Annotated in this window: 18 protein-coding genes; 12 read left to right on the forward strand and 6 right to left on the reverse strand. The window is 61.7% G+C overall.

The window, feature by feature from the left end; translation table 11 throughout:
* Nucleotides 1-312: 312 nt before the first annotated feature.
* From ASU33_RS21760 to ASU33_RS04305, 3 genes are all read left to right on the forward strand, one after another.
* Nucleotides 313-444, forward strand: coding sequence for a hypothetical protein (locus ASU33_RS21760; protein ID WP_286130409.1), 132 nt, complete (start codon nucleotides 313-315; stop codon nucleotides 442-444).
* Nucleotides 445-567: 123 nt separating this feature from the next.
* Nucleotides 568-1125, forward strand: a complete 558-nt coding sequence (locus ASU33_RS04300) for a hypothetical protein (protein WP_059068568.1) — start codon at nucleotides 568-570, stop codon at nucleotides 1123-1125.
* 122 nt (nucleotides 1126-1247) lie between these two features.
* Nucleotides 1248-1550, forward strand: coding sequence for a hypothetical protein (locus ASU33_RS04305; protein ID WP_149867042.1), 303 nt, complete (start codon nucleotides 1248-1250; stop codon nucleotides 1548-1550).
* Between the two features lie 418 nt (nucleotides 1551-1968).
* Here ASU33_RS04305 and ASU33_RS04310 read toward each other — a convergent pair whose 3' ends face one another.
* The 5 genes from ASU33_RS04310 to ASU33_RS04325 form a co-directional block, all read right to left on the reverse strand.
* Nucleotides 1969-2529, reverse strand: coding sequence for a heavy metal-binding domain-containing protein (locus ASU33_RS04310; protein WP_059068572.1), 561 nt, complete (start codon nucleotides 2527-2529; stop codon nucleotides 1969-1971).
* Nucleotides 2530-2910: 381 nt separating this feature from the next.
* Complete coding sequence (locus tag ASU33_RS04315) at nucleotides 2911-3873, reverse strand: GAF domain-containing DNA-binding protein (protein WP_059068573.1); 963 nt, start codon at nucleotides 3871-3873, stop codon at nucleotides 2911-2913.
* Nucleotides 3874-4142: 269 nt separating this feature from the next.
* Nucleotides 4143-4397, reverse strand: coding sequence for a hypothetical protein (locus ASU33_RS21165; protein WP_149867043.1), 255 nt, complete (start codon nucleotides 4395-4397; stop codon nucleotides 4143-4145).
* 180 nt (nucleotides 4398-4577) lie between these two features.
* On the reverse strand, nucleotides 4578-5012 hold the full coding sequence (locus tag ASU33_RS04320; protein WP_059068575.1) for a hypothetical protein: 435 nt from the start codon (nucleotides 5010-5012) through the stop codon (nucleotides 4578-4580).
* A gap of 504 nt (nucleotides 5013-5516) precedes the next feature.
* Nucleotides 5517-6941 (reverse strand): serine hydrolase domain-containing protein, encoded by a 1425-nt coding sequence (locus tag ASU33_RS04325; RefSeq protein ID WP_059068576.1) that lies wholly within the window; start codon nucleotides 6939-6941, stop codon nucleotides 5517-5519.
* Between the two features lie 335 nt (nucleotides 6942-7276).
* On the opposite strand from ASU33_RS04325, the gene ASU33_RS04330 reads away from it, so the two are divergent.
* The 6 genes from ASU33_RS04330 to ASU33_RS04355 all read left to right on the forward strand — a co-directional run bounded on the left by ASU33_RS04330 (nucleotide 7277) and on the right by ASU33_RS04355 (nucleotide 17925).
* Nucleotides 7277-9472: a penicillin acylase family protein gene (locus ASU33_RS04330; RefSeq protein ID WP_059068579.1), complete on the forward strand. Its 2196-nt coding sequence runs from the start codon at nucleotides 7277-7279 to the stop codon at nucleotides 9470-9472.
* Nucleotides 9473-10209: 737 nt separating this feature from the next.
* The gene (locus ASU33_RS04335; RefSeq protein WP_059068581.1) at nucleotides 10210-11190 is read left to right on the forward strand and encodes an aspartate carbamoyltransferase catalytic subunit; all 981 of its coding nucleotides are present in this window, start codon (nucleotides 10210-10212) and stop codon (nucleotides 11188-11190) included.
* A gap of 122 nt (nucleotides 11191-11312) precedes the next feature.
* On the forward strand, nucleotides 11313-12635 hold the full coding sequence (locus ASU33_RS04340; protein WP_059068585.1) for a dihydroorotase: 1323 nt from the start codon (nucleotides 11313-11315) through the stop codon (nucleotides 12633-12635).
* Nucleotides 12636-12747: 112 nt separating this feature from the next.
* Nucleotides 12748-13281: a 5-(carboxyamino)imidazole ribonucleotide mutase gene (gene purE / locus ASU33_RS04345; protein WP_059068588.1), complete on the forward strand. Its 534-nt coding sequence runs from the start codon at nucleotides 12748-12750 to the stop codon at nucleotides 13279-13281.
* A 23-nt stretch (nucleotides 13282-13304) separates the two neighbouring features.
* Nucleotides 13305-14528 (forward strand): 5-(carboxyamino)imidazole ribonucleotide synthase, encoded by a 1224-nt coding sequence (locus tag ASU33_RS04350; RefSeq protein WP_059068590.1) that lies wholly within the window; start codon nucleotides 13305-13307, stop codon nucleotides 14526-14528.
* A gap of 511 nt (nucleotides 14529-15039) precedes the next feature.
* Nucleotides 15040-17925 (forward strand): hypothetical protein, encoded by a 2886-nt coding sequence (locus ASU33_RS04355; protein ID WP_149867044.1) that lies wholly within the window; start codon nucleotides 15040-15042, stop codon nucleotides 17923-17925.
* A gap of 182 nt (nucleotides 17926-18107) precedes the next feature.
* Here ASU33_RS04355 and ASU33_RS04360 read toward each other — a convergent pair whose 3' ends face one another.
* Nucleotides 18108-22463 carry an Ig-like domain-containing protein gene (locus ASU33_RS04360; RefSeq protein WP_059068594.1) on the reverse strand — a complete coding sequence of 1452 codons (4356 nt, stop codon included), beginning with the start codon at nucleotides 22461-22463 and terminating at the stop codon, nucleotides 18108-18110.
* Between the two features lie 378 nt (nucleotides 22464-22841).
* Between ASU33_RS04360 and ASU33_RS04365 the strand changes: the two genes are divergently transcribed.
* From ASU33_RS04365 to ASU33_RS04375, 3 genes are all read left to right on the forward strand, one after another.
* Entirely contained in the window at nucleotides 22842-24266 is a 1425-nt protein-coding gene (locus ASU33_RS04365; RefSeq protein ID WP_059068597.1) for an amidohydrolase family protein, read from the forward strand.
* Between the two features lie 32 nt (nucleotides 24267-24298).
* The gene (locus ASU33_RS04370) at nucleotides 24299-24976 is read left to right on the forward strand and encodes a glycoside hydrolase family protein (protein ID WP_059068598.1); all 678 of its coding nucleotides are present in this window, start codon (nucleotides 24299-24301) and stop codon (nucleotides 24974-24976) included.
* Nucleotides 24977-25223: 247 nt separating this feature from the next.
* Nucleotides 25224-25550 (forward strand): TfoX/Sxy family protein, encoded by a 327-nt coding sequence (locus ASU33_RS04375; RefSeq protein ID WP_059068599.1) that lies wholly within the window; start codon nucleotides 25224-25226, stop codon nucleotides 25548-25550.
* Nucleotides 25551-25613 lie beyond the last annotated feature (63 nt).

Genomic DNA, 25613 nt, shown 5'->3' on the forward strand with positions numbered 1-25613 from the left:
GTTGGGTAAGGAGAGAAATATGCTCGCGCAAATCTCCTTACCGCCACTCCATGAACTGACCTGTTTAGTGTTATGCTTGTGTTACCAAAGTACTATCGAGCGTATATAGTTATATTATTACTCGTTTATATACTTGGATAAATTTTACAAGAGTGAAATAGCCCCTGCCGTATCTGCTCACGTAAAGCAGGCAGCTCGGGTCAGCGGCTAAACCTGCCCTATGCTTTTATGGTTGTTAGTGCTTCGAGGCAAATTTCCTGTTCGCCACGACGGCCGAATCTACTTATAGCTTACGTTAATCTATCCCCAATGATGAACCGGTGGCTAATTCAGGTGGATAACTGGCTGGCACTGTATCCGTGGTGGGCGCAGCCTCTGGTAGTCACCATGGTGAGTCTGCTGGCTTGGCTGCTGTTGGGCGGCTGGATTGTGTTGCACCCTTAGGCTTAACTCCCTCGCTTCGGCAGAGTTGGATACCAAACGGGAGGCCGTATACCGACGAAAGACAATGGCGCCGGAAAAATTATATCTTGAGCCGCCGCTATCCTTAACTATTCGCTTGTCTTTATGCCTAAGTCTAACCCCCAAGCCATTAGTACTGCCGGCTCTTACGACTTAAACGCGGAGCTTAGCTCGGAGTGCGTACAGTTAGTGCAGGCAGTTATGCCGGTTTCTCAACAAGCTGGGGTGCTGCTGCGCCGGCATAACCTGCCCGAGAAAGTATTGCCCGGGCAATGGGTGCCCCTGAGTGCCTGGCTAAACCTGCTGGAGGAGCTATCGGGAAGCGGCGGCGAGCAAACGGTTTACTCGGTGGGCTTGCGGGTGTTGGAGCAAAAATGCTGGCCCACCAGCGCGATTAGTCTGGCGGAAGCCGTCAAGCAGCTGAATCGCACCTACGGCGAACGGGTACGGGGTGGCTACGGCTACTACCGTACCGAATCCCAGTCTCCCCACCGCCTGCTGGTGGAGTGCCTGACTCCTTTTCCGGCCGCCTTCGATCTGGGGGTAATTACCGGGCTGGCCCGGCGCTACAAGCCGGCCGAGGCCCTGCGGGTGCGGGTGGAAACGCAGGCTTCGCTGGTTGTTTCGCCAACCGCCGTTAAGCGCTTGCTGGTCAGCTGGTAAGCTAAAGAAGTGCGGGCCAAAATCTGCGTGCTCGGCTGTAACTTCCCTGGATTATACGCCGTTAAAAACCTGAGCGCCCGCAGTTGTAGGCGCTTGTTTTCTTTATAAACCCCGTTAGTCTCATGCCACAACGTACTTTGCCCAAGTTCCGGCCTTTCCCGTCGGACTTGCCAATGGAGGAGTTAGCGGCACGGCAGCGGCGGCAATCCCACGCCGAGTGGGGCCTGGCCGTAGCTGCGCTTGGGGGCGCGCTGCCAACCATCCACGTACTGGAGGAGCTGCAGCGTTACATCGACGGTGATCTTAGCCTGGCCGAGCTGGCCCGGTTGCCCAACGCTTACCCCGCGGATAAACCCGTGGCCGAGGCGGTGGTTCGCCGCCATCAGCTTGCCGAGTTTCAGGTGCCCGACGCAAACGCTGCCTAGCCCGCAACCCCAGCCCAATAGGCCGGGGTTTTTTTTACTTGCCGGCTTGCTTTAGCCCCCGGGTCAGCTAAGGTGAGTACCCCACCTGCCCTCGGCTACTTCGCCCCGTAGCCCGAATTTAAATTAACCTTCTTTTCGACCGCCTGCGGCCCCTTTAGCCGAGCAGCCGCGCTCGGACAATGCCCCAGGCGCGGCCACTTAACGCGCCGCCCGCATCCCCGTTGACTTGGCGCCAACGGCCCAATCCGCACAAAGCGTTGCCGAACCGCTGAGCGTTCTAGCCGCGGCAAATACGCCCCCCGATGTTTTATCCGGCAGCGCTCCGGGCCCGGTAACGGCCTTCCAAAGCCCCAGCGATAGGAACGCTACCGCAAATACCTGTCCGACCCGCAGGCCCGCAGAAAGAGGGCAGTCGCGCCTAGGACTGCTTTTCCAGCTTCATGCCGCACTTGGGGCAGGTGCCAGGCTTGGCACTGGGACTGTCGGCGCAGGCCATGGGACAGTGGTAAGCCAAGGTGTTGGCACCCACTTTTAGCACCTCCAGCTTTTCGTAGCGCGCGCTCAGGGAGCGGCCATTGGTTTTCAAGTACACGACCGCCGTGCGCATACTGGTACCCGCCGGTAGCGCGGCCGCGAACCCGCCCCCGCCCGTAGCCGTCAGGGGTAGCTGCAGGGATTTGCCCGTTCGGGTATGCAGGACAACCGACCCGCTGGTGCGCTCGCTCAGCACGGGTTCCATGTCCCGGTTCAGCAGAAATACCTGCACCTGCGTAGGCTGCACGAGCAGCTCCACGTGGTAGGCGTGGTTGGTTCCGGCTGTGCGCACGATGCCGCCGTGGGGCGAGCGGTGGGCGTGGGTTTCCCCGGGCGCGCGGTGCCCCTGCGGGGCCCGGCCGGGTTGGGGCACTTGTTGGGCGCCCGAATCCGGCGAAAGGACGAGCAAGCATCCGGAGAGCAGGAGCAGGGTAAGCGGTTTCATAAAGGAAAAGTGAAATGTCAACATTCAACGGTAAGCGTAGCGGCGCTCACGCGTTGGCCCGTTGCCAATAGCACATTCCGGACCAATTGCCTGAAGCTCAGCAGCTAGGTTAACAGTAAGTCCCAGTCTGTAACTTCCAGGAATAAAAAAAGCCGCAGCCCGAAAGCTGCGGCATTCAACCGGCGTGGCGTTTCACTTCAACCAATCTCCTTGCCCCGCCGGTTGGGAGTGCAGTCCGCTTGCACCACCAGGGGGACTGCGGGGCAAAGATACCTGGGCTTGGTGGTTTATCCGGCGGGTAGGAATAAAACCGGTTAACCTTCTGCAGGATAGGCCCGAAAATTTCCTTTAAGGTATCCTTTGCCGGCCTGCAGGGTACGCTTAAATGGTATTCAGCCGGCTAAGCAGGGCAATGCGGTGGCTAGGTCCAATGGGTACTTTGACGGGTTGCGGGCCGGCGAGGCTAAGGAAGTCGCCGGCTATGGTGTGGATGCAGCTTTGCCGCACAATGTATTTGCGGTGAACCTGCACGAACTCGCGGGCCGGCAACCGCGCCAGTAAGCTCTTAAGCGTGGCGTAGACCGTGTAGCGCTGGCTGTTGGCGTGAATGTGCACGTAGTCGCCTAAGGCCTCGAGGTACACGACATCGGCGGTATTAACGCGCACAAACCGGCCGTCCTGCTTGAGGAACAGCTCCTGGTCGCCCCCGCTTATACCCGCTTCGCCGCCTTCGTTGATCTGATGCAGAAGCTCTTCGAGCTGCTTCTGCTCCTGCTCAAGCTGAACTTTGGCCCGCCGCAGCTCCAGGTTGAGGACGGCCTCGTGGGCTAGGGCTCGCAGCCCGTCGCGCTGCGCCTCGCTGAGCCGGTGGGGCTTGAAGTCAAAAGCGCAGATGGAACCAATGGTGTGGCCTTCGGCCGTGACCAGCGGGGCGCTGGCGTAAAACCGCACGTGGGGCTGCTCGGCTACGAAGGGGTTGTCCCGGAAGCGGGCGTCCGTGGTGGTATCTTCCACTTCAATCAGATCCGACGCCAGGAGCAGGTGCTGGCAGAAGGTCATTTCCATGGGCAGGCTGCCGGGCAGCTCGTAGCCGTGCGTGGCCTTGAAGAACTGCTGCTGCTCATCAAGCAGGGTTACCAGGGTAACCGGGGCTTGGCAGACGTAAGCCGCCAGCCGGGCCAGGTTATCGAATGCTTCTTCCGGATCCGTATCAAGCACGGAATAAGCACGCAGGGCCGTCAGCCGTCCCTGGTCACTTATGGCCCGTAGCAGTTGCGCCGTGTAGGCAGCGGGCAGCTGCTGGAAGGGGTTGGATGAAGTAATAGGCTGAGTTGGTTGCGGCATAGGGGGGTAGGGCCACTGAATTTATGGCGACCGCGGTATCGGCGGCAGGCGATCAGGTAGAAAAATCCAAACGAAGATGCCTGTGCCCGTCATCCTTCGGCAGTCTGAAGTTACACCGATGCCGCCTCTTTTTGTTTTAACGGCGCTACCATAACCCTTGATGCTGCTTAAAGAAGTACGACGTCTCCTTCCCCAATTAACGCGCAGGAGCTCCGTAAACCAGTTTGTGATGGTGCAAGCCAACCCGCAGCTTTGTGCTCCAAACCTACTTACCAAACAATGCGGATTGCCCGGGCGCGGCAGAAGTCGTGCACGTTGCAGTCTACTTCGTGCCAGGGGCCGATAATCCTGTCTTCCTGCGGCAAGGTGCCCTGAAGAATTAGCTGGTGCTGACTGGGTACGCCTTGAATAAAAATTGCTTGTTCCAGCAGATAAACGCGCTGCAATGGGTTCGCTTCGCTTGGAAGCGGAACGGTAAACGTCTTATGATGCATTACTGATTGTTCACCCAAATAGGAGTACAAAGGTAAGCGCGGTCCGCGGTACGGTCCAATTTTTAAAGTTCAAGCGGAACTGTGCAGCGTCGGTGTAGGCCAGGCGAAAGCTGCGATGGTAATGATATAGAAGTATGCTTAAACTCTGCCGGACAGCCTCGTTCTTGCCGGCAAATCCTGCGGTTATGAAGGGCCGTTTTCAATTGGCCTTTAAGCCACGGCCCGGATGGTTGATTGCTCCCGGCGCTCACGCAGCCAGGCCTGCGCCTCGGCCGGCCCAGTGAATGCCGCCACTTCAAAATAGGATTGCAGGCAGGCGAGCAGGTTGATGCCGGACTGGGCTGCGCGTTCTTCCGGGCTCAGCACGTGGGCAAAGTGGGTAAGCCCGGCCGCCGCCGCCCGCGGGGCCCAGTCGCGGGCGCAGTACTCTACGGCATGGTTCCAGGTGCCGGTAACCAGGGAATTGTCGTTGAGCAGGAAGGGACAGTGGTGACGGGCCAGCAGGTCCAGGGAAGTTTCGGCGGCGTAGATAATGCCGCTGTGGGTTTGGTAGCCCGTCCACGCGTTGCGGACTACGTGCTCGGTGGCCAGGTAGCATCCCGCAAAGTAGACCTCTCCGTACGAGTTGCGAAGGATCTGTTCCATGATGGTAATGGGTAGTAGGTTAGCAAATCAATGGCTGCCCAACGCAAGCCACTAGCGTGCGGTCCGGAACAGCGGGAGCGATAACGTGTGCCGCCCAGCGGCCGAGGTTAGATCGGGAGCGGGAAGCTGAATAACCGGGAGAGGTGCCAACCCGGGACGAGGATATGCGGAGCGGTAACGAGTAAGCTGCCGTGCCCCAGGGTGGAGCGGCGGCCAAACAACCTGCGTGTGGTTTACAGAAAAGTAAGCTCCACCGCCGGGAATAGCAGCTAATTTAGCTCAGGGCTGACAATAGCTGGCCGAATGCCCGCTTTTTCTCGCTGAACGGAATCGCGTCCCAGCACCAGGCCCAGGCAGTCCATCTTAAAGCAGCTACTCCTGGCTGACAGCCCAACGTTGCCCAAGGATTTTAGCAGCCCAGTTATTTGGTACCGATCGTCACCGGGCGCAGTTTAGCCTCGCGGGGATGTACCAAGCTCAGGCGCAGGCTTACAAACCAAGGCTTTATTTGGGGTTCGTTGCCGAAGCCCGGGATTCCAGCAGCGCCGGCAGGATAAACCGGGGCATAAGCTCGTTTGGGGGCGTGTCCCGGGTTGAGTTGTAGTTGCCTCCGGTAAATACCGCGACCGCATCCAGGCCAGGAATGATGAACACCTTTTGCCCGCCGTTCCCGGTGGCCAGGTAGGTGTCCACTGCTTTACCCGCAAGCTGAAAGCGTTGGTGCCACCATAAATAGCCGTACGCCTTGCTGCCGAGCCGGCTGTACTGCGCCAGGGACTTTTCCACCCACTGGGCGGGCAGCACCTGTTGGTTTGCCCAACGCCCACCCTGCAGGTAGAGCACCCCAAACTTAAGCAGGTCCCGCGGGGCCAGGTAAAGCTGGGCTACGGTCGGGTTGGAGTTGTCGAGCCGGTAGTTCCACTTGTAGCTGTCTATGCCGAGGGGGCGGAACAGCTGCGCCTCCGCAAAAGCCGGCAGGGGCTGCCGGGTGGCGTTTTCCACCGCCTTGCCGAGCACAGCCACCGCGCCCGAGCAGTAGGAGCCCTGCTGGCCGGGACTGCTGGTTAACGGCAGGTCCAGGATAAACTTAACCCAGTCTGCCTGCGGATACATCTTTTCCTCGTTGCCGGCCGAGCGCGCATCGTCATCATTGCAGTCCAGGCCCGTGCGCATGGTCAGAAAATCCCTGAACGTCCACGCCTGCTTGCGTATATCCGGATGCGCGTACGTTGGATACCGGAAAAAGGGCAGTACGCGGGCGGTGTCGCTTGGAATGTGCCCCTGCTGAATGGCCGCGCCCACTAAAGCTGAGACAAAGCTTTTGGATGCCGAGCGTAGCTGCTGCAGGGTTTGCCGGTCGTAGCCGTAGAAGTACTCTTCGAGTACCAGCCGGCCCCGGTACCAGAGCAGCACGCTGTGCACACCGGGGTACTGCTCGTCGATAATGCCCTGCACCATGCGCTGCAGGGGGGCGGGTGGAAGATTTACCGATGCCAGGGTGCCGGTGGGCAGGCCGTCCCCAACTGCGGCGGGAGTCTGGTAGCGGTAGCGTACCGGGCGCCCGTCGGCCTGCCTGCGGGCGTAAAGGGCCGCTACCGGAAGGGCGGTTGTTTTGCGCAGGCGGCGGTAAAACGTCGAGCCTTCCACAAAGCCGGTCAGCTCGCCCGCCTCGTCGCGCCGGAACGGAATGGTATCTCCCAACGCATTCAGGAAAACGTCCCGACGAATCCAGCGCAAAGGATACTTGGCTTCGTCGATGATGGCCAGGAGCTGGTTGTTCTTGGGCAGTAGCTGCAAGGTGCCGTACTCAGGCCGGTATTCGTAGGTCCCCGTGTATTCCGCCAGCGGTGGGACCGGGGCGGAGTTGGTTTGGGCCCGGGCAACTCCAGTAATGGCCGATAAACCCAGCAGCAGCAAAGTAATTTTCATGGTGTATCGGCCGCTGGTGAAGGAAATGGTTGAGACGCGCGGTTAAACGGCTGGTGCTTGCTCTTCAACTTAGGGGACTGCCAGCATTCCCCCAGCAACCAAATTTGGGGGCTAACTCAAGCAGCTGATCGGCTTACGGCAAGGCATATAAGGTAGGACTTTGTTTTCAGCTGAGCGGTAAACGTGATTGCCTTCCCGAAGAGCATTGCTTATCGTCGCTGAGCCTGTACTTCCCGGCGCGTAAAATATTTGATAGCATTAATGCTTATAGTTGTGTTTCTCCGCATTTTAAGGTTCGGTTTGCCGCCCGGCATACGCGGCTTGCCCGACCCGCTATGAAGCTCTGCTACCTGCTGCTATTGCCCTTTTCCGTTGCCGCGCAATCCAGCTTCCCGGCTGAAACCGCCCGCTGGCGCGAACAGGCCCAGGCCGTAACCATCATTCGCGACGAGTGGGGCGTGCCGCACATCTACGGCCGCACGGATGCCGACGCCGTGTTTGGTTTACTCTACGCCCAGGGCGAGGACAACTACTGGCAGGTGGAGGAGAGCGTCATCAAAAAGCTGGGCCGCATGGCCGAGCTTTACGGAGAAAAGGAGTTGGGCAGCGACGCTAACATGGCCCTGCGGCAAACGGCCGAGCAGGCCCGCCGGGCCTACCAGCGCGGTTCTGCCCCCTTCCGAAAGCTCTGCGAAGCCGCGGCCGCCGGGCTAAACTATTACCTGCTCACCCACCCCCAGGTACCCCGCCGGCTGCTGACCCGCTACGAACCCTGGCACGTGCTGCTTTATGCCGGACCTGACGGCACCACCCACGGCATCACCGCGGGCGAGCGGCGCCGCCTCGGCCTGGGCGGCAGCGGCGGCCCGGGGGAAGGCGCCGAGGGCTGGGCCCAGCAGCAGGAAAGCGGCTCCAATGCCGTCGCGTTGGCCCCCGCCAAATCAGCTTCGGGCCACAGCCTGCTGCTCATCAACCCGCACGTAGGGTTCTTCGGCGACAACCAACGCTACGAAGCGCACCTGGTCAGCGAGCAGGGACTGAACGCATCGGGCTTTGCCATGCTGGGGCAGTTCTGGATCTGGTCCGGCTTTACCGCTACCACGGCCTGGGCCCACACCAACACCGCCGCGGACGGGGACGACGTTTACCTTGAAAACTTTGATCACCCCCGCGACTCTACCCTTTACCGCTACGGGCGCGGCTACCGGACCGCGGTAACCTGGACGGATACCCTGGCTTACCGCACGCCCACGGGCCTGCAGCGGCGGGCCTTCCGCTTTCGCCGCACCCACCATGGACCCGTAATAGCCCAGCGCGGCCGCACCCTGTTAACCATCCGGCACGCAACCCCGGACTTCGGGGGAGTCGCCTGGCAGGCCTGGCGGATGAGCAAAGCGGCCACGCTGGGTGAGTTTCAGGCGGCCTTGCGGATGCGGCAGCTGCCTACGAACACCATGTACGCCGATGCCCGGGGCAACATTGCCTATTGGCACGGCAACGCCGTGCCCCGGCGCGACCCCCGTTTCAACTGGATGAATCCCGTGGATGGCAGCACGTCCGCTACTGAATGGCGCGGCCGTCACCGCCTGCGTCAACTCGTGCACCTGCTTAACCCGGCCTCCAACTGGCTGCAGAACTGCAACTCCACCCCGTACCAAGCGGCCGGCGCGGCCAGCCCCGCGGCGGCCCGTTACCCCGCTTACCTGGCCTACGATCCGCAGACTTTCCGCGCACTCGAAGCCCTGCGTCAGCTGGAAGCCACGGGGCCGCTAACGGCCGACGGCCTGCGGCAGCTGGCCTTTAGCCCCCGCCTGTCGATGTACGCGGCCTGGCTGCCCCAGGTACTGGCCGCCTACGAGCGCGAAGCTACCCGGCAGCCGGCCTTGCGCGGCGAGCTGCAAGCCGTGGCGGATACCCTGCGCCGGTGGAACTACTGTTCCGCCGTGGGCAGCCGCGCTACCACCCTGGCCTATGCCTGGGGGCGGCAGTACAGCAGCCACATAAACCAGCGCTTTGCATCCAGCGTGCCTTACTTCGCCCCAGCCATTGCGCCCTACCTCCACGGAACCAGCCTGCCGGTGCCGGACAGCGTGGCCTTGGCCTTGCTGCGGGCCGGAACGAAGGACCTGACCCAGCGCTACGGCACACCTTGGGTGGCCTGGGGGGACGTAAACCGGCTGCAGCGCATTCATAGCAGCGGGTCGCAGGAAAAGTTTGCCGACGACAAACCTAGCCTGCCAGTAGGCGCCTTTACCGGCGGGGCCGGCTCCCTTTTTGCTTTTGCTACCCGGCCCGAAGTAGGGCAGCAGCGTCAGTACGGGGTTGGCGGCAACACCTACGTAGCCGTAGTGGAGCTTGGGCCCCGGGTGCGGGCGCAGTCCGTAGTAAACTTCGGCCAGAGCGCGGACCCAAACTCCCCGCATTATTTCGATCAGGCCCTGCTCTACGCCGGCTACCAGCTCAAGCAGGCCTGGTTTTACCGGGAGGATGTGCTCGCCCTCGCCAAGCGCACCTACCACCCCGGCGAGTAAGCCGCGGCTCCGCTCGCTTAGCCAGAGCACCTGAAACGTAACCGCGGGGCTCATCGGACTTGATCGACCATAGAAGTAGGTAGCTGCAGGCAAAACACCATCAAACACCTATCCATGGTGACAAATAAGGAGAACACTATTCAAGCCATTACAGCTAAATAATCCTATCGCAACTTCAATTGAATAAGCCAGAGAGCAAGCAGTTTCCAACTTTCAAGGCTTTTATGAGTTCTTCGCCAACTGAGAGTGGTGACCAACAATTCAACGGTTGGATAAATGGCGAGGGGAACAAAAAGATAATATTACGGATGTGTTACGGATGATGACAATGCCTTAATTTTGCACCGTGCTGCAACCAAAAGACTTGTTGCTGAAGCGCGGGCTCCTGCTCGGCAAGGAACCGCGGGTAGACCAGAAGGTCTTCGCCACCATCGGTTTTCCCGATTTTGCCTCCAGCATTTCCATCGTTTTTTCTGGGTGTTGCCCCGCCACCGTTTCGGATTTCGAAACGGTTTTTTTATGTCCATGGAGTTGGACGACTGCCGTCCCGCAGCCAATGCATGGCACTAGTGCTGAGCCTAACTCTCTTCCGGCCAACAACACCTTCGTCCTTGATCGTGGCTGCGGCCACCAGTGCCCCAGCCCGCACCTGCAGCTCATTGTTTCATCGTGGGCAGCGCCAGATAGGATCTCACCTTGTGCGTTTTAGCTAGACCTAACTTTTCCTTAACTCCGGAATGGCACGTAAAGACCTGCTCGACATTGCATCCCTTCACCGCGAGGAAATCGAGTTCCTGCTCGACCAATCCACGTCTTTTAAGGAAGTCTTCACCCAATCGGTGAAAAAGGTCCCCGCCCTCGAGGGCAAGTCGGTGCTCATGCTCTTCTACGAGCCCAGCACCCGAACGCACACCTCCTTCGAAGTCGCGGCCAAGCGCCTTTCCGCTGAGGTGACGAATTTCGATGTCGCCCAATCCTCCATCACCAAGGGAGAGTCAGTCCGCGAAACGATTGAGACATTACAGGCCATGCGCACCGATTACATCGTCGTGCGCCACGGTCGGTCGGGCCTGCCCGGCATGATTGCCCGCCAAACCAAGGCTTCGGTTATCAACGCCGGCGACGGGGCGCACGCCCATCCCACCCAAGCCCTGCTGGATGCTTTCACCATCAAGGAGAAGTTTCCCGACCCCACAGGCAAGAAAGTCCTCATCATCGGGGATATTCTTCATTCCCGGGTGGCCCGCTCCACCAGCACCCTGCTTCAAAAGCTGGGCGTCCAAGTCGCGTACCTCGGACCGGGCTCCTTGGTACCCAAGTATGGGCCGGCATCCATCCGCCGCTTCACGGACTACGATGCGGCCATGGCCTGGGCGCCGGATTTTGTGTACCTGCTCCGCGTGCAGATGGAACGCCAGGACGTGCAGTTTTTCCCCAGCCTGCGTGAATACCACCGCCTCTATGGCATTACCAACACCCGGCTCGAGGAAATACGTCAGCGCGGGCTTTACCTTATGCACCCCGGCCCAGTGAACCGGGGAGTTGAACTGTGCGACGCCGTAATGGACTATGAGCGATGCCTGATCAATAACCAGGTTGAAAACGGCATTGCCGTGCGTATGGCCGTACTCGACTGGCTTACGCCGGGTGGGGAAGCACCAAGACCGGAACCTACTTTCGGGCGTTCCGCTGCCGAGCTTTCGCACTTGATTGTCTAACAGCGAGCTAGCACCCCAATGCCGTGCGCGCCCAAAGCGACGGCGGAATCCATTGTTTATTTACAACTCCAATCGTCCGGAACACCCAATTTTGGTTTCCGGATTGAAATAATCATCAACCCATGTTTCTCCTTCAAAACGCCCGCATCGCCTCCGAACATTCACCCGTGCTGCTCGAGGGCGATGTCCTGATTGCCGAAGGAAAAATTCAGGCCATCGGTACCAACCTAGCCGTTCCCGAGGGGGCCCGGGTTATCGAGGCGCGCGGCCGGATTCTGATGCCGGCCATGTTTGATGCCCACGTTCATTTCCGCGCCCCGGGCTTTGAGAACAAAGAGACTATTACCACCGGCAGCGAAGCAGCCATCAACGGTGGCGTTACCGGCGTGGTGATGATGCCCAACACGCGCCCGGCCATCGACTCGGCGGCGGTAGTGGCGACCGTGCTGGACAGTGCCGCGCGCAAGGCCCGCATTCCGGTGTACACCTCGGGCTGCGTGACCAAGAACCGCGAGGGCAAGGAGCTGGCCGAAATCGACGGCATGCGCCTGCACGGGGTGAAAATGCTGACCGACGACGGCGACACCACCAACGACCCGGCCGTGCTGCTGCGGGCCATGCAGTACGCTACGGAGTTCGGAATGTTTTTCGCCAGCCACTGCGAGGTGCCGGAACTTGCCGGGCCGCGGGCGCTCAACGAGGGCGTGATGAGCTACCGGCTCGGCATCAAAGGCTCGCCGGCCTGCGCCGAGGAAATTATCATCGACCGCGACATCCGCCTGGCGCGGGCCGCGGGCGCGCACATTCACATCCAACACGTGTCGAGCAAGATGGGCATGGAGACCATCCGCTGGTGGAAATCCCGCGGCGACGTGAAAGTGACCGCAGAAGTGGCTCCGCACCACTTGTTGTTCACCGACGAGCACATCGGCGACTACGACACGAACTACAAGATGAACCCGCCGCTGCGCACGCAGCAGGATTGTGACGCGCTGCTCGAAGGGCTCAAGGAAGGCGTATTTGACATCATCGCCACGGACCACGCGCCGCATACGCCGTTTGAAAAAGCCCAGGATTTTATCAGCGCGCCCAATGGCATCACCGGCCTGGAGACGGCGCTGGTTTCGCTCTATCACTACTTCGTGCGGGCCGGGAAATTTGGTTGGGACCTAGTAGTGAAGCGCTACTCGGCGGAACCCCGCCGCCTGATGGGCCTGCCGGTACCCACCATCGAAGTTGGTCAGGCAGCCGATTGCCTTTTGTTTGATACGGAGGCGGAGACGACGTTCACGAAAGAGTTCATGAAGTCCAAGTCCCAGAACACGCCCTTTATCAACCAAACGCTGCAGGGTCGGGTCGACATGGTGATCTTGGGTTCGGAAATCCTGCTGGAGCGCGAAGCGCAAGTGGAGCCGAAGCCGGGATTAGCCGGGATCACCCTATAATTCTAGGCTTCGCTTTAGCAGTATTTAATTTGTTTTCAGGCTAAAGGGTGTCCAACCGGATATCTATTCCCAGGTGACCCCCGGGATACCCAGTCCCCGATTCTACGCATAAATGAGTACCCATATCGCATCCAACCCCTCCAATCCTGATTCTACCTCGGACAAGCCACTAGTGGGCGTGGTCATGGGCTCCAGCAGCGACTGGAACACCATGCAGCACGCCGTGCAGATTCTTACCCGTTTTGGCGTGGCTCATGAAGCGCGTGTGGTATCGGCCCACCGCATGCCCGACGACTTGTTTGCCTACGCCGAACAAGCCGGTCCGCGCGGCCTGCAGGCCATTATCGCCGGCGCGGGTGGGGCTGCCCACCTGCCGGGCATGATGGCTGCCAAAACCACGGTGCCCGTGCTGGGGGTGCCGGTAGCCAGCCGTCATCTGCAAGGGGTGGATTCGTTGCACAGCATTGTGCAGATGCCCAAAGGGGTGCCCGTGGCCACGTTTGCCATCGGCGATGCCGGAGCGGCTAATGCGGCGCTGTTCGCCGTTAGCATGCTGGCCCTGCACGATGCGGACCTGGCGGCCAAGCTACAGGCGTTTCGCGCCGAACAAACCGAGGCCGCTCGCGCTATGGAGCTGCCCGTATGAGCCCAAGTACTGACGTCGCGACGATGAATCCTGTTTTCCCCGGTAGCGTGAACGCCGCCGGACAGATGGCTACCCTAGGAGTGATGGGCGGTGGCCAATTGGGCCGAATGTTTGTGCATGCTGCCCAGCGCCTAGGTTATCTCACCGCCGTGCTGGACCCCGACGCGCAAAGCCCCGCCGGCTTGGTGAGCCACCACCACATTCAGACCGACTATAACGACCCGGCCGGCCTGTCGCAGCTATCCGACCTTTGCCAGGCCATTACCACCGAGTTTGAAAACGTGCCCGCCCAGGCCCTGCAAACGCTGGCGCAAGCCCGGCCTGTGGCACCGGGCGCGGCCGTGGTGGGCATTGCCCAAAACCGCATCGAGGAAAAAGCGCACTTCGCTGCTTGCGCCGACGTGTCAGGAGTTACCTGCGCGCCCTACGCGGTGATTGAAACCCAGGCCCAGCTACAGGCCGTGCAGGACGAGCGGCCTGATTTGCTGCCCGGCATTCTGAAAACTGCCCGCCTGGGTTACGACGGCAAGGGCCAGGTCCGCGTAAAGAACGCCGCGGAGCTGGCGGCCGCCTGGGCAGAGTTGGGCGGCGTTGCCTGCGTACTGGAAAAGATGCTGCCGCTTACGGCTGAGTGTTCGGTGCTGGTGGCGCGCGGCTGGGACGGGCAAGTCGTCAGCTTCGCCCCGCAGCGCAACGTGCACGTCGATGGTATTCTGGCCGTGACCCACGCTTACGAAGGCAATATGCCGACTGCTCTGGCAACTAGGGCCTGCGACGCGGCCGTTGCCATTGCGCATCATCTCGGTTACGTTGGGATGCTGTGCGTAGAGTTCTTTGTGGTGGACGACGGCAGCGAGCATGGCGGCTTGGTAGTCAACGAAATGGCTCCGCGCCCGCACAACAGCGGCCACTACACCCTCAACGCCTGCGACGTGTCGCAGTTTGACCTGCAGGTCCATGCCATGGCGGGCTTGCCTTTACCGCAGCCACGTCAGCATTCTCCGGCTATTATGCTCAACTTGCTAGGCGACGTGTGGTTTGACGCCAACGGCCAGCCGCGGGAACCGGATTGGCAGGCCGTGCTGCGCCTGCCAGGAACGCACCTGCATCTGTACGGCAAGGTGCAGGCACGCACCGGCCGCAAGATGGGCCACCTGACCATCACCGGCCCGGATGTAGCCAGCGTCAAAACTGTAGCGCGCCGCACCGCTGATTTGCTCCATCTGCCCGGGCTGGAAGCCATCTAGTTGATCGTGGCTGAACTTCACCAGGGAAGAGCACAGCCACCGGCACTCTGCCAAGAGCCGCAAAAACTTGCTGGCTGAGTCTATGATCTGCGGCAGCTACGACGTGGACACGCGCATGCTCACCAAGAAGCTGCGCAAATGAAAAGGGCACTTCCTGCTCGACAAACTCATGGCTGAGCAGGAAGTGCCCTTTTACGAATCCAACCAGGACAAGCTGGTGGCGCAGCTGAGCCCCGCCGGCGGGCAGCGCTACGGCCTGAGCAAACCTAAACCGTGCTGGTGGACTGCGGCACCAAGACCAACATCCTGCGTCGCTTTCTTGAGCGTGACGTGGAGCTCATCCGCGTGCCCCGGGATAACGACATCACCCGGCTCGAGTAAGACGGTTTGTTCCGCTCGAACAGCCCTACTTTTACATAGGCTGCGAAGGTTAGGTAGCCGGATAGTGATTTTTATGGTTTTTTTCCCAATAGGCCGCCTGGTACAAACCGGGCTAATTGCTTGGCTATTCTTGGCCGCTGCCGGTACGCAGGCGCAGGCCCCCCGCTGGGACTGGGTACGTCCCTGGCAAACGCCGGGACACGACGGCTTGATCAGGGGCGAAGTGCTTGCCCGGGACCGGGAGGGCAACCTGTATCTGAGCGGGCAGTGCCAGGGAACCGTGGCTCTCGGCGATCACTGGTTAAAAGCCGAAGAGCCACAAGCCTACGTAGCTAAAATAAGCCCCACGGGAAAATGCCGCTGGGCGCGCCTGCTCCCCGGGGGCGATACCGTGCGCAGCCGGGGCGAAAGCTTAGCGGTAGACGCGCAGGGCAATGTCTGGTTTAGCGCGCGAAAGCGGGCCGTTGCACCGCTAGTTTTCGACGGGGAAAGTCAAGCCAGCCTTCAACCAAATTTCCGATCTGCGCCCCGGCCGCGGCACTTGATAGCTCGCCTGGACTCGGCTGGCAACTGGCAATGGCAGCGGGAGCTGCGCTTGCTGCCCGGGCAAGAAAGCCGGGTGGCAGTGGACAAGCAAGGCTACGCCTACGTCAATGGCAGCGTTGAAGCGGAGCGTTCCGGTCTGCTGGCAACCAAGTTGGATGCGGCCGGCAAGCCGCTGTGGCGGCTCGCGCAACAAGCCGGTCGGCAAGAGCGCGTACACGCCCTGGCTGTAACGACAGAGGGTCAGCTTTACTTAGCCGGCAGCCAGCAGCCCGAGCTGAGAGTTGCGGGTAAGCAGACAGCCCGCTTGGACACTGCCCGAAAGGGGATGGTACTCCAGCTGCACCCCGACGGCCGGCGGTCCTGGGTAAGCATTTCGCCCGCCCTTTCCGCTTACCGGTTTCTGCTGCTTGCCTCGGATAATTCCCTTTTCACCCTGGGGCAAAAGGAACACCCCCTGATCCACCGCGGTCAAACCCGGAATTTTGATAGACTGGGTACGCGCGGTAGCCTGCTGGTAGCAGAGAGGCTGACACCGCAAGGAAAGCGTCGTTGGACGGCCCAGGCCCAGGCCCAGGGCAGGTACTTTCCCGGACCCGGCTTGGAAAGCGAATCCAACCTGCTGGTGCTGGGTTGCTCACTGGGCGCCGGCGACGAGCTGCTGCTAACCCTGGCACTTACCGGCCGGGCCGTTTTCGGCGCTGCCCCCCGCCCCCTTGAAGTGAAAACCCGGGGCGAAGATCCGGAACTGACGCGTCCCGTCATCGCCCGCTTAAGCAGTGCAGGCCGCTGGCGGAGCGCGGCGCTGGCGAAGCTGCCAATGCTTCTTGCCAGGGAAGGAACCGGCTCAGCCGCGCTGGCTTCCGTCGGTTCCCTGAATTACCTGCTGCACCTCACGCCAGCTATAACGCAATCCGAGAACACCTTTACCAGCGATGATCCTGAGTTGGGGGTGATGCAGCTGACCCGCCTGGGCGATATCGAAACCGGGCAATACACACCGCTGCTGACGCCTGACCTTGGCGGCAGCTCGCATCCCGGGCTTTCCTTTCATCACCAGGACAGCAGCCTGCTGGTAACCGGTATGTTTGAAGGAGTTTTGCCCCCGCCCGGGCCCGTGCTGCACACTCCCTTGGGCGAAAAGCACCACCTGGTCGGGGTGTTAAGTACCGCCGGAAGCTGGCGCTGGCGCCGCGCCTTACCGAACTTTCCAGCCATTGCAATCCGTAAATCCCTGGCCACGCCCGCTGGTGCCACCCTGCAATTGGGCTACCAGCGCGACGGTGCCATGCAGCTGCTGCAGTTCAGCCCGGAGGGAACCCTGCGCTGGCTGCAAGCTCCTGGGTTTACGGTACCCCGGGAATCGGACTTTGGGTACGATGGCTTCAACGCCGTGCTAGCCTTGGCGGGTAATGGTGAGAGCTGGCTGGCAGGCTCACCGGCAGCTGGTCAAAGCGGCGCGCAGCTGCAGCACCGCGACGAAGCGGGCCGACTGCGCTGGCAGCGGGAACTGGCCCGCGGAAAGCTAACCCACGGGAGGCTAGTTCTGGTGGGCGAGGCGGTGCGGTACTACCTGGGGTATTTTGCCGAGCCGGTCACCTTTTTAACCCGCACTGGATCGGTTGACTTGGCCCCAGCTCAGCTGGGCAGTACGGAAGCCGCGCTGGCGCAGCTAAACGCGGATGGTACCGTGGAATCGGTCCGCTCCTTGGGAGCTTTGTCGCTGATCGACGTGCTGCCCGCCCCCGACGGGGGACTGTGGGTTAGCTGCGCGCTTAGCTCGGACTCCATTCGCCTGCCGACCCTCAAGGGAGATGTCCGCTTCCGCACCGGTGATGGTAAGCCAAACACGCTGCTCGCGCGCCTGCATGCGGATGGCAGCTGGGCATGGGGCAAACGCGTGGGGGAGTTCATCGATGATCCGTTGCTGTCGTCGGAGCCGGGTGGGCGGGTGCTGCTGCACGGGCGAATACTGCCGGAGAGTTACGTAAGCCCAGCGACCGACTCCATGGGCTTCCTGCCCACTCCCCAGGTGGTCCACTTCAGCCGGCTGGGAAGTGGGGGCGAGCTGCTGGAGGAGCTAGCGGCTCCGCGGCTGTGGCCGGACCAGTCGGTGGAAACCGCAGTATCCGGAAAAGACGGGAGCATCTATCTGGCGGGCAGCTTTGGAATCAACCAGCGCAAAGGATCGGCGTTCACCGCCCGCCTGGTGCCCGCAGCTGGGCGCCCCCCAGAGCTGCGGCGCTTAACAAGCGGCCGGGTCCGGGCAGGCAGCTGGCTGCCCCTCGAAGGGCAGCACCTGGGCCGGGTTAGCGAGGTGCAGATTGACGGCCAACCCACCGCATTTGAGGTAATTTCCTCCACCCGCCTGCTGGTTCAGATTCCCGCCCGGGTTTCCGGTAAAAAAGTCCTGCTGCGTTTGCTTTCTCAGGACGGATCGGTGAGTGCTTCGCGCCCCTTACGCATCAGGTAGCCCGGATGGCTTGGCGGTAGGCCCGTAGGCCAAAAGGTCAATGGATATTTACGTGAGCGGCTGACGGCCGAGCGGAGCTGAAAAGCCACCCAAATCGTGCCCGCTTAGCTTTAGAAACCCGCTTAAAACCAGCAAGCCCCAGCGCGAAACGCCGGGGCTTGCTGGTTCAGTGGCTCAGGTGCTTACTCGAGAATGTATCGGTTAACCTGCGCACCGCTACGTACGAGGTATACGCCCGCGGGCCGCCCACCGGAAAATTGAAGCTGAGCAGTGCCGGATTCGTCGGCCGTAGTGGTCAGCACCAGGCGTCCCGTAGCGTCATAGACCTGCACCGGTGCTCCGGGCGCCGCCCCGGTCAGGGTAGCCCGGCTGCGGGCCGGATTCGGCAGTACTTGCAGCTTTGCCCGGGTTGAGGCGCTGAGCCGCACCGCTTGCACCGGAGAATAGGCCGTGCGGCTGTCCTGGTCTACTTGGCGCAGGCGGTAGTACAGCAGACCGGCAATGGGCAGCTGATCATCCACGTAGGCGTATGCGAGCAGGCCGGTGCTGCTGCCCGCGGCGGGCACAGTGCCCACGGAAGCAAAGGAACGACCATCCAGGCTGCGCTCTACGGCAAAAAAAGCGCTGTTTTTTTCCTGAGCCGTGCTCCAGCGCAGGCGCACCGCGCCTGCGGATTCGGCTACCGCTGTGAAGGTGGCAAGCTCCACCGGCAATGGGGTTGCGGCGACAGCCGTGGCGGAATACCCGCCCTGATCGGGGGTTGGCAAGCCGGCGTTCAGGGCGCGCACCCGGTAGTAGTAGGTACGGCCGTTGGTCAGCCCCGACACGGCAGCGCTCGTGGCGCTGGCGCTAAGCGCAAACGGGGAGTTGCTTACCGGCGCGGTAAAGGCCTGGTCGGTGGCCACGTCCAAAAGGTAGCCGGTGACGCGCCCTTCCACCGGGGCCGTCCAGGTGGCGGTAAAGGAATTGGGTTGCCGGTCCGCGGCGGCTCCGCTTTCGGGCACGGCCAGGGCGTAGCTTTCCACCCAGTTGGACGTGGTGTTGCCGCTGCTCAGGGCGAAGTTGCTGAGGGTAACGGCCGTGCCGCTTACCACCTCCCGCATGGAGGTCACGCCGGTATTGCTGCCGGTGCTGGCCGTAGCGGGCACGCCCACGTCGAAGTTGTAGTAGGCTTGCAGGCCGGTTTGCGGCAGGGCCGGCAGCTGGCGGTAGGAAGCCTGGATGTCGGTTAGCGAGCGCACCGTCGACCAGATACGCAGCTCGTCCAGGCGGCCGGCAAAGTACGACACGCCCGTTTGCATGGCCCCGAGCGCGAGCTGGGTTGGGCTGCGGTTAGCCGTGCCCGCGCCGGTGCCGGTAGCTTCCAGGCGACCGTCGATGTACAGCCGAAAGATGCCCGTGGCCGCTTCACGCGTGGCCGCGACGTGGTGCCAGCGGCCGTCGTTGATGGACGTAGTCGAGTGAATGGTTCGGTCCGGGTTGCCCATTCCAAAAGCCAGCTTGCCCGCCATCAGGGCCGTGCCGAAATCATTCTGAACATTGGGCTGCTCCCCGTCCACAATGCCGGTGCCCAAGTACCAGGGGCCCCCCGCGCTGCCCTGGCCGGCCTGGGTAGTATTAACCCAGTACTCCAGGGTAAAGTCTCCGCTGATGGGGCTGGGAATCCGCACCACGTCGTTGGTGCCGTCAAAAGCCAAGGCATTGCCCGGCCCGCTCATCAGCGTAAAGTTCGTAACCGTGGCCGTTCCACCCGCCGTGGTGATGCTCACGCTGCCGCTGGCGGCCGCCGTAGCCGGAACGCGCACCAGCAGGCTGGTGCCGGAGTTGCTCACGATGTGATTCAAGGCACTGGCGCCGTTAATGGTCAGGGCGGTGGGGGAGCCGAGGTTAGTGCCCGTCAAGGTTAGGCTCTGGCCCCGCCCGCCGGGGTTGGGCGCTACGCTCGTGAGGGTTGGTGCCGGCAGCTGGTAGGTAATGGTGAAAGGGGCGGCGGCGCTGTTTCCGTTGCCGGCGGCGTCCACTGCGGCGTTGGCGGCGATGTTTACCGTCACGGCACCGGGAGCCGTGGGCGTAAGGCTAACGCTATAGGTAGCGCCCGCCCCGGATACGGCACCGGGGGTAGCGTTGGTAACGGTTAGGTCGGCCGTTGAAAAGCCTGATACGCTTTCCGAGAACGTGATGAAAACCGGAATGGGCGTGGTGCTGGTCGGGTTGCTTGCAGTCGAGCTCATGCTTACCGTTGGCGCGGTGGTGTCCAGCGTAAACGAATTGGTGTTGCTGTTGGCGCTCTGGCTCGCGCCGCTGCTTTGCGCCCGGGCGTAAACCGCGTGCGGGCCGCTGCTTAGGGGAGCAGACTGCGTTAAACTCCAGGTGCCGGCCACTGTTGCCGTGGTCGTGCCGATGCTTGCCCCGTCCACGTACACGGTGACGGTGCTATTCGCCGCGGCGGAGCCCTGGTACGTGGGGGTGTTGTCGTTGATGCTCGCGTTGTTGGCCGGGCTCGTGACAACCGGCGTCGCCGTGGCCGGCTGGTTGTAGGTGATGCGGAACTGCGCGGCGGCGGTGTTGCCGTTGCCGGCCGCATCCGCCGCCACGTTAGCGGCGATGTTTACTGTGACGTTCCCGTTGGCAGTGGGAACGATGCTCAGGGAGTAGGTGGTCCCCGAGCCCGACAGCGACGCGACTGAACCGTTGCCTACCGTGACGTCAGCAATGCTAAAGCCGGTGACCGCCTCCGAGAAAGTGGCCGTAACCGGAATGGGGGAAGTGCTGGTGGGGTTGGCAGCGGTGGAGCTTAACACCACCGACGGGGCCGTGTCGTCCACGTCGGTTACGGTGATGGTGAACACCTTCTCAAACGTCAACCCCGGCGTGCCGCTGTCGGTGGTGCGCACGCGGATGCTGTAGCTGCTTTTAGCTTCGTAATCAAACGCGGCGGAAGCGCGCAGGCTGCTGCCCGCGATGTTAAAGGCGGCGTTGTCCGTGCTGCCCGCGCCCGTAACCAGGGCGTAGGTGAACGTGTTGCCGGCATCCGGATCGGTTGAGCTTAGGGTGCCCACCACGGTGTTGACGGGCTGGTTTTCGGCCACGGCCGCCGCGCTCAGCGCAATGTTGGTGGGGGGGCTGTTGGGGGGCGGTACAACGCCGGCTTTGGCCACGTACATCATCCCGACCGGGGAAGCGGTGCGGTTAAGGCTGCCAAAGTTGACGGAACCACTAGAATAGGTGCCCGCCACGTAAGCCGAGCCGTTGTCGTCGGCGGCAATGCTCAAGCCTTCCTCGAAGTCGCTTCCCCCGGCTTGCAGGGCCCAGAGCCATTCGCCCTGGTCGTTGAGCTTGGCCACGAAGATATCGTTGCTGCCGGTGTGGCTCAGGCCGTGAGTGCCGAAGGTGGCGCTGCCCGCAATGGCGCCCGTCACGTACACGTTGCCGCTCGCGTCGGCATCAATGTCAAAACCCGTGTCGTCGTTAGTCCCCGTCGAGCCCCCGCGCACGGCCCAGCGCCAAACCCCGGCGCCGCTGGCCTTGGCTACGAATACGTCTCCGGTCGTAGTCGAAGTGTTGTTAATGGCGATACCCGGCCCGCCAAAGGTAACCGTGGCCATGCTGGTACCGGTTACGTACACGTCGCCCGAGGAACTTGCCGCTACGCCCTGGGCCACGTCACTGCCCGGGCCGTCGCCCTTGATGGCCCACAGCCAGTTGCCGTTGTTGTCCAGCTTGGCTAGTAAAATATCGTTGGTGCCGCCGTTGCTGGTCAGCGTTGTGCCGCCGAAGGTGGCGTTACCGGCATTGCGGAAGTTGCCGACCAGATAGATGTTGCCGGCCGCGTCCACGTCCAGTCCACGGCAGTAGTCCTGCCCATCGGCACCCCCGCCCCGCACTGACCAGACCCAGGTGCCGGCGCTGCTGAGCTTGGCCACGAAGATGTCGTTGCCCGTGCTGCCGGCCCGCGTTAAGCCCAGCGTACCCGCGTTGCCGAACGTCAGGTTGCCCTGGAAGTAGCCGCCCACAATCAAATCGTTGTTGGCATCCACGGCCAGGCCGGTGGCAAACTCGGTGCTGGCGCTGCCGGCCTTGGTAGACCACTGCAGCACGCCGCTGGTGTTGTACTTAGCAATAAAGATGTCCGCCGAGCCCGAGCTGGTGTGAGTCGTCGAGCCAATGGTGATGGAGCCCTGGTCGTAGGTGCCCGAAACGTACACGTCACCGTTTGGCGCTACGGCCAGACCGCGGGGAGAGTCGCTGGTGCCCGAAGGGATGGAGACGGCCCACAGCCAGGCGCCGCTGGACGTAAACTTGGAAAGCGTCACGTCGGAAGTGGAACTGCTAAGCGAGGTGGTGCCGAAGGTGTGCGAGCCGTTCATGCCTCCGAGCACGTACACGTTGCCAGCCGCGTCGGTGCGCACGGCTTGTCCCGAGGTCACGGTGGTGTTAACCGTGTTGTTTTTAGTGGGCTGCACGGCCCACTGCCAGGTTTGGGCGTGGGTGGTAAGCGCGAAGAAAAGGAAAAGAACGAGTAGAGGTGTGTGCCTCATAGAAAGGAAGTAAGCAGGCTAGGGTGTAGGGGTAAATCGGGGGATTAAGCCTGATTTACAAGGTGGTGGCGAGTAAGAAATTACCCTGCAAAAGTAGCGGCAATAGTCGAGCTTATCTTTCTGCTTTCATAAAACATCGGGTTATTTATATTTAACTGAACGCTTGGGGATAGCAGCAGCAGTTGACCGCGACGGGAAGAGGTGGTTGACTTGCTTATGAACCTGAATGTGAGCGGCTCACCAGCTCTGTACGCCTGGATTAGAACCCACTACACTAAGCCAACGGCGGGGTTGCGCTAACAACCCGTTTTGCCTACCTTAAGAACTCAGCCATCGTGCCTGGTGCGGTCGCACCGGCAAAGTGCTGCTCGGCCTGCTATGCTTCGTCTGCTCGCTTTCCTTTTGCTGCTGGTTTCCTTCCCGGGCCGGGCCCAGCAGCCCGCCACGGTTATCCAGCAGGTCAACGTTGTGGATGTGCGGTCGGGGCGCATCATGAAGGAGCAGACGGTTGTGCTGCAAGGACGCTACATCACCCGTATCGGGCGCCGCGTAAGCCCGCCTGCGGGCGCGGTGGTGATCGACGGCCGCGGCAAGTACCTGATGCCCGGGCTCTGGGACATGCACTTTCACATGCGCGACAACATTGACCGCGGCTGGGAAATAAACGAAACCGTCTCCCTGCCGCTGATGCTGGCCAACGGCGTGACCGGGGTGCGGTACATGGCCGGCAATGCGGGCTTGCTGGACCTGCGCCGAAAAGTGGAGAGCGGGCAGGTATTGGGGCCGCGCCTGGTGGTGTCTACCCCCATTCTGCAGGGGCGCCCCACCAAGCAAAAGCACCACTACTACCTGAGCAGCCCAGCCCGCGCCCGCCGGGCAATCGACTCCCTGGCCTCTTTGGGCTACGACCTGGCCAAGGTATACACCTGCTGGCCCGACCCGGCGGTGCTGCAAGCCACCGCGCAGGCCTGCCGGCGCAACCGCTTGCCCATGGCGGGCCACGTGCCGGCCACCCTGACCGCGGCGCAGGCCGTTAAGCTGGGTTTCTCCAGCCTGGAGCACCTGCACGGGATACGCGAAGCCTATACCAGCACCGAAGCCGCGCTGGTAGCCTTTAACGCCGACGTGTGCATCACCCGCCGCTCCCTGTTCAAGGCCCTTGATTCCATTACGCACCAGCTCGTCACGCACTACGATGCCAAGGAGGGGGCCCGGTTGGCGCGGCTCATGAAGCGGCGCGGGGCCTACGCCACCCCGACGCAGGTCGTGGTCGACAACGTAGCCCTAAGCGACCAAGCCGACAGCCTGATCCAATTTCACCCGCATTACGCCCGCTATACCCCACCGGAGCTCCAAGCCCAGCTGCGCAAGGAGCAGGCGCCGGTTCTGGAAGCCCGAACGTTGGTGGGGGCAGTGAAAAGCGAAAATGCGTTCGCGGAGAAAGTGATCAGGGAGCTGCACCGGCAAGGCGTGCCCTTGTTGATTGGCACCGATGCCCCGATCGTGGCCTTGGTGCCGGGCTTTGCCGTGCACGATGAGATGGAGCGGCTGGCGCGCATCGGGGTTTCCAGCCGGGCGGTGTTGCAGGCCGCAACCCTGCATCCGGCCCGGCAACTGGGCCGCAGCCGGGAGCTCGGGCAGGTGGCCGTCGGCATGCTGGCTGATTTGCTGCTGCTAAACGCCAACCCGCTCGAAGACGTGAGCCATACCCGCCAGCTCGCCGCGGTTGTGGTCAACGGGCGGGTGCTACAACAAAACGAGTTGAACCGCTTACTTGAGGAAGTGCAGGCGCGGTCCCATTAACTCTCTCCTTTCTGCTGAGCGACTGACCCAGAATGGACAGGGCGCTTAATGTCTATAGTGCGCCCAAAATCAGGATCAGTAAACTTAGAAGCCACGCCGCGCGGGCAGTACCGCTGGGACTAAACGGGGGATTAGCGGCCGAGCTGCTGCTGCACCTGCTCCGGGACGGGGTAGCGGTTCCCGGTCTGGATCAGCACCTGCGGGTAAGCCTGCAACTGCTGTTAGGTGCCCGGCAGCCCGTTGATTTTCAGGCTGGCCTCTTCTCCGTGTTTCCTTACGAGCTGCGCGGATCGGCGGGTGAACCCGCCATTAGCGCCGAGCTAAGCTGGCACCGCGGCGACTTAGGCCTGGCGCTGTTATTTTATGAAGCTGGCGCTGCGCTTGACGACCAGGAGTTGTTCAAAACCGCGGAGCTCGTAGGGGTTAATACTCTGCTGCGCACCTCACCGACGGATACCTTGGTAACAACCGCCGGGTGGCAGCAAGGAGCCGCCGGGCTGGTCAACCTGTACCAGCTGAGTGGCCAGCCCGCTTACCGGGCTGGCTACGACCACTGCCTGCGCCAGACGCAACTATGGCTGCCCGCGGCGTTACAATCGGATCAGCAAGTGACTACCGGGGTCATATCCGATTCAATCCGGCTCGGCCTGGTGCTGATATCAGCCATGACCGGCAAAGAGCTGTCGTGGGAAAGCGCTCTGTTCTACTAATCAACGCTGCCGTTGTTGGGCGTGAAGTAGCCATCAAACGCTCAACAATTGCCGATGTAGCCTCCGTCCGCGTTTTGCTGCACTTTCATGAGGTACTCACCTGTAGGGTTACCTGCTATGCATGCCCCCAGGGGTTGGCCGTCGACGTGCGCGGAGCTCTGCTGCGCGGCGGATTTGCCCTAGCGCGGGGTTCGGCCAAGTGGCAGACGCCGTTAACTTGCGCCGCAATTCTTCCTCCCCGTTTTCGATGGCCTCCACGCCGAGCTTCGTTGATTTTGTTACCGGGCAACTGGCTAGCGCCTTGGAGGTGTCGGCCAAAAAGATGTTCGGCGAATACGGCTTGTACGCCGGCGGCAAGCTGTTTGGCTTGGTGTGCGACAACAAGCTGTTCATTAAGCCTACCAATGCCGGCCGGGCCTTTCTGGGCGAAGTAGTCGAACAAGCGCCCTACGAGGGCGCGAAACCGGCTTTCCTGATCGAAGAAAAACTCGAGGACAGCCGCTGGCTCAGCGAACTGGTGCGGGTATCCTTGGCCGAACTGCCGGCGCCTAAAGCCAAGCCCGCGAAAGGCTGATCGGGGCCCGACCCGCAGCGCCTCGGCGCGTTGCCGCGTGCGAAAAGCAGTCCCACCGCTGGC

Source organism: Solirubrum puertoriconensis, assembly GCF_001483135.1.
Classification (GTDB): Bacteria; Bacteroidota; Bacteroidia; order Cytophagales; family Hymenobacteraceae; genus Solirubrum; species Solirubrum puertoriconensis.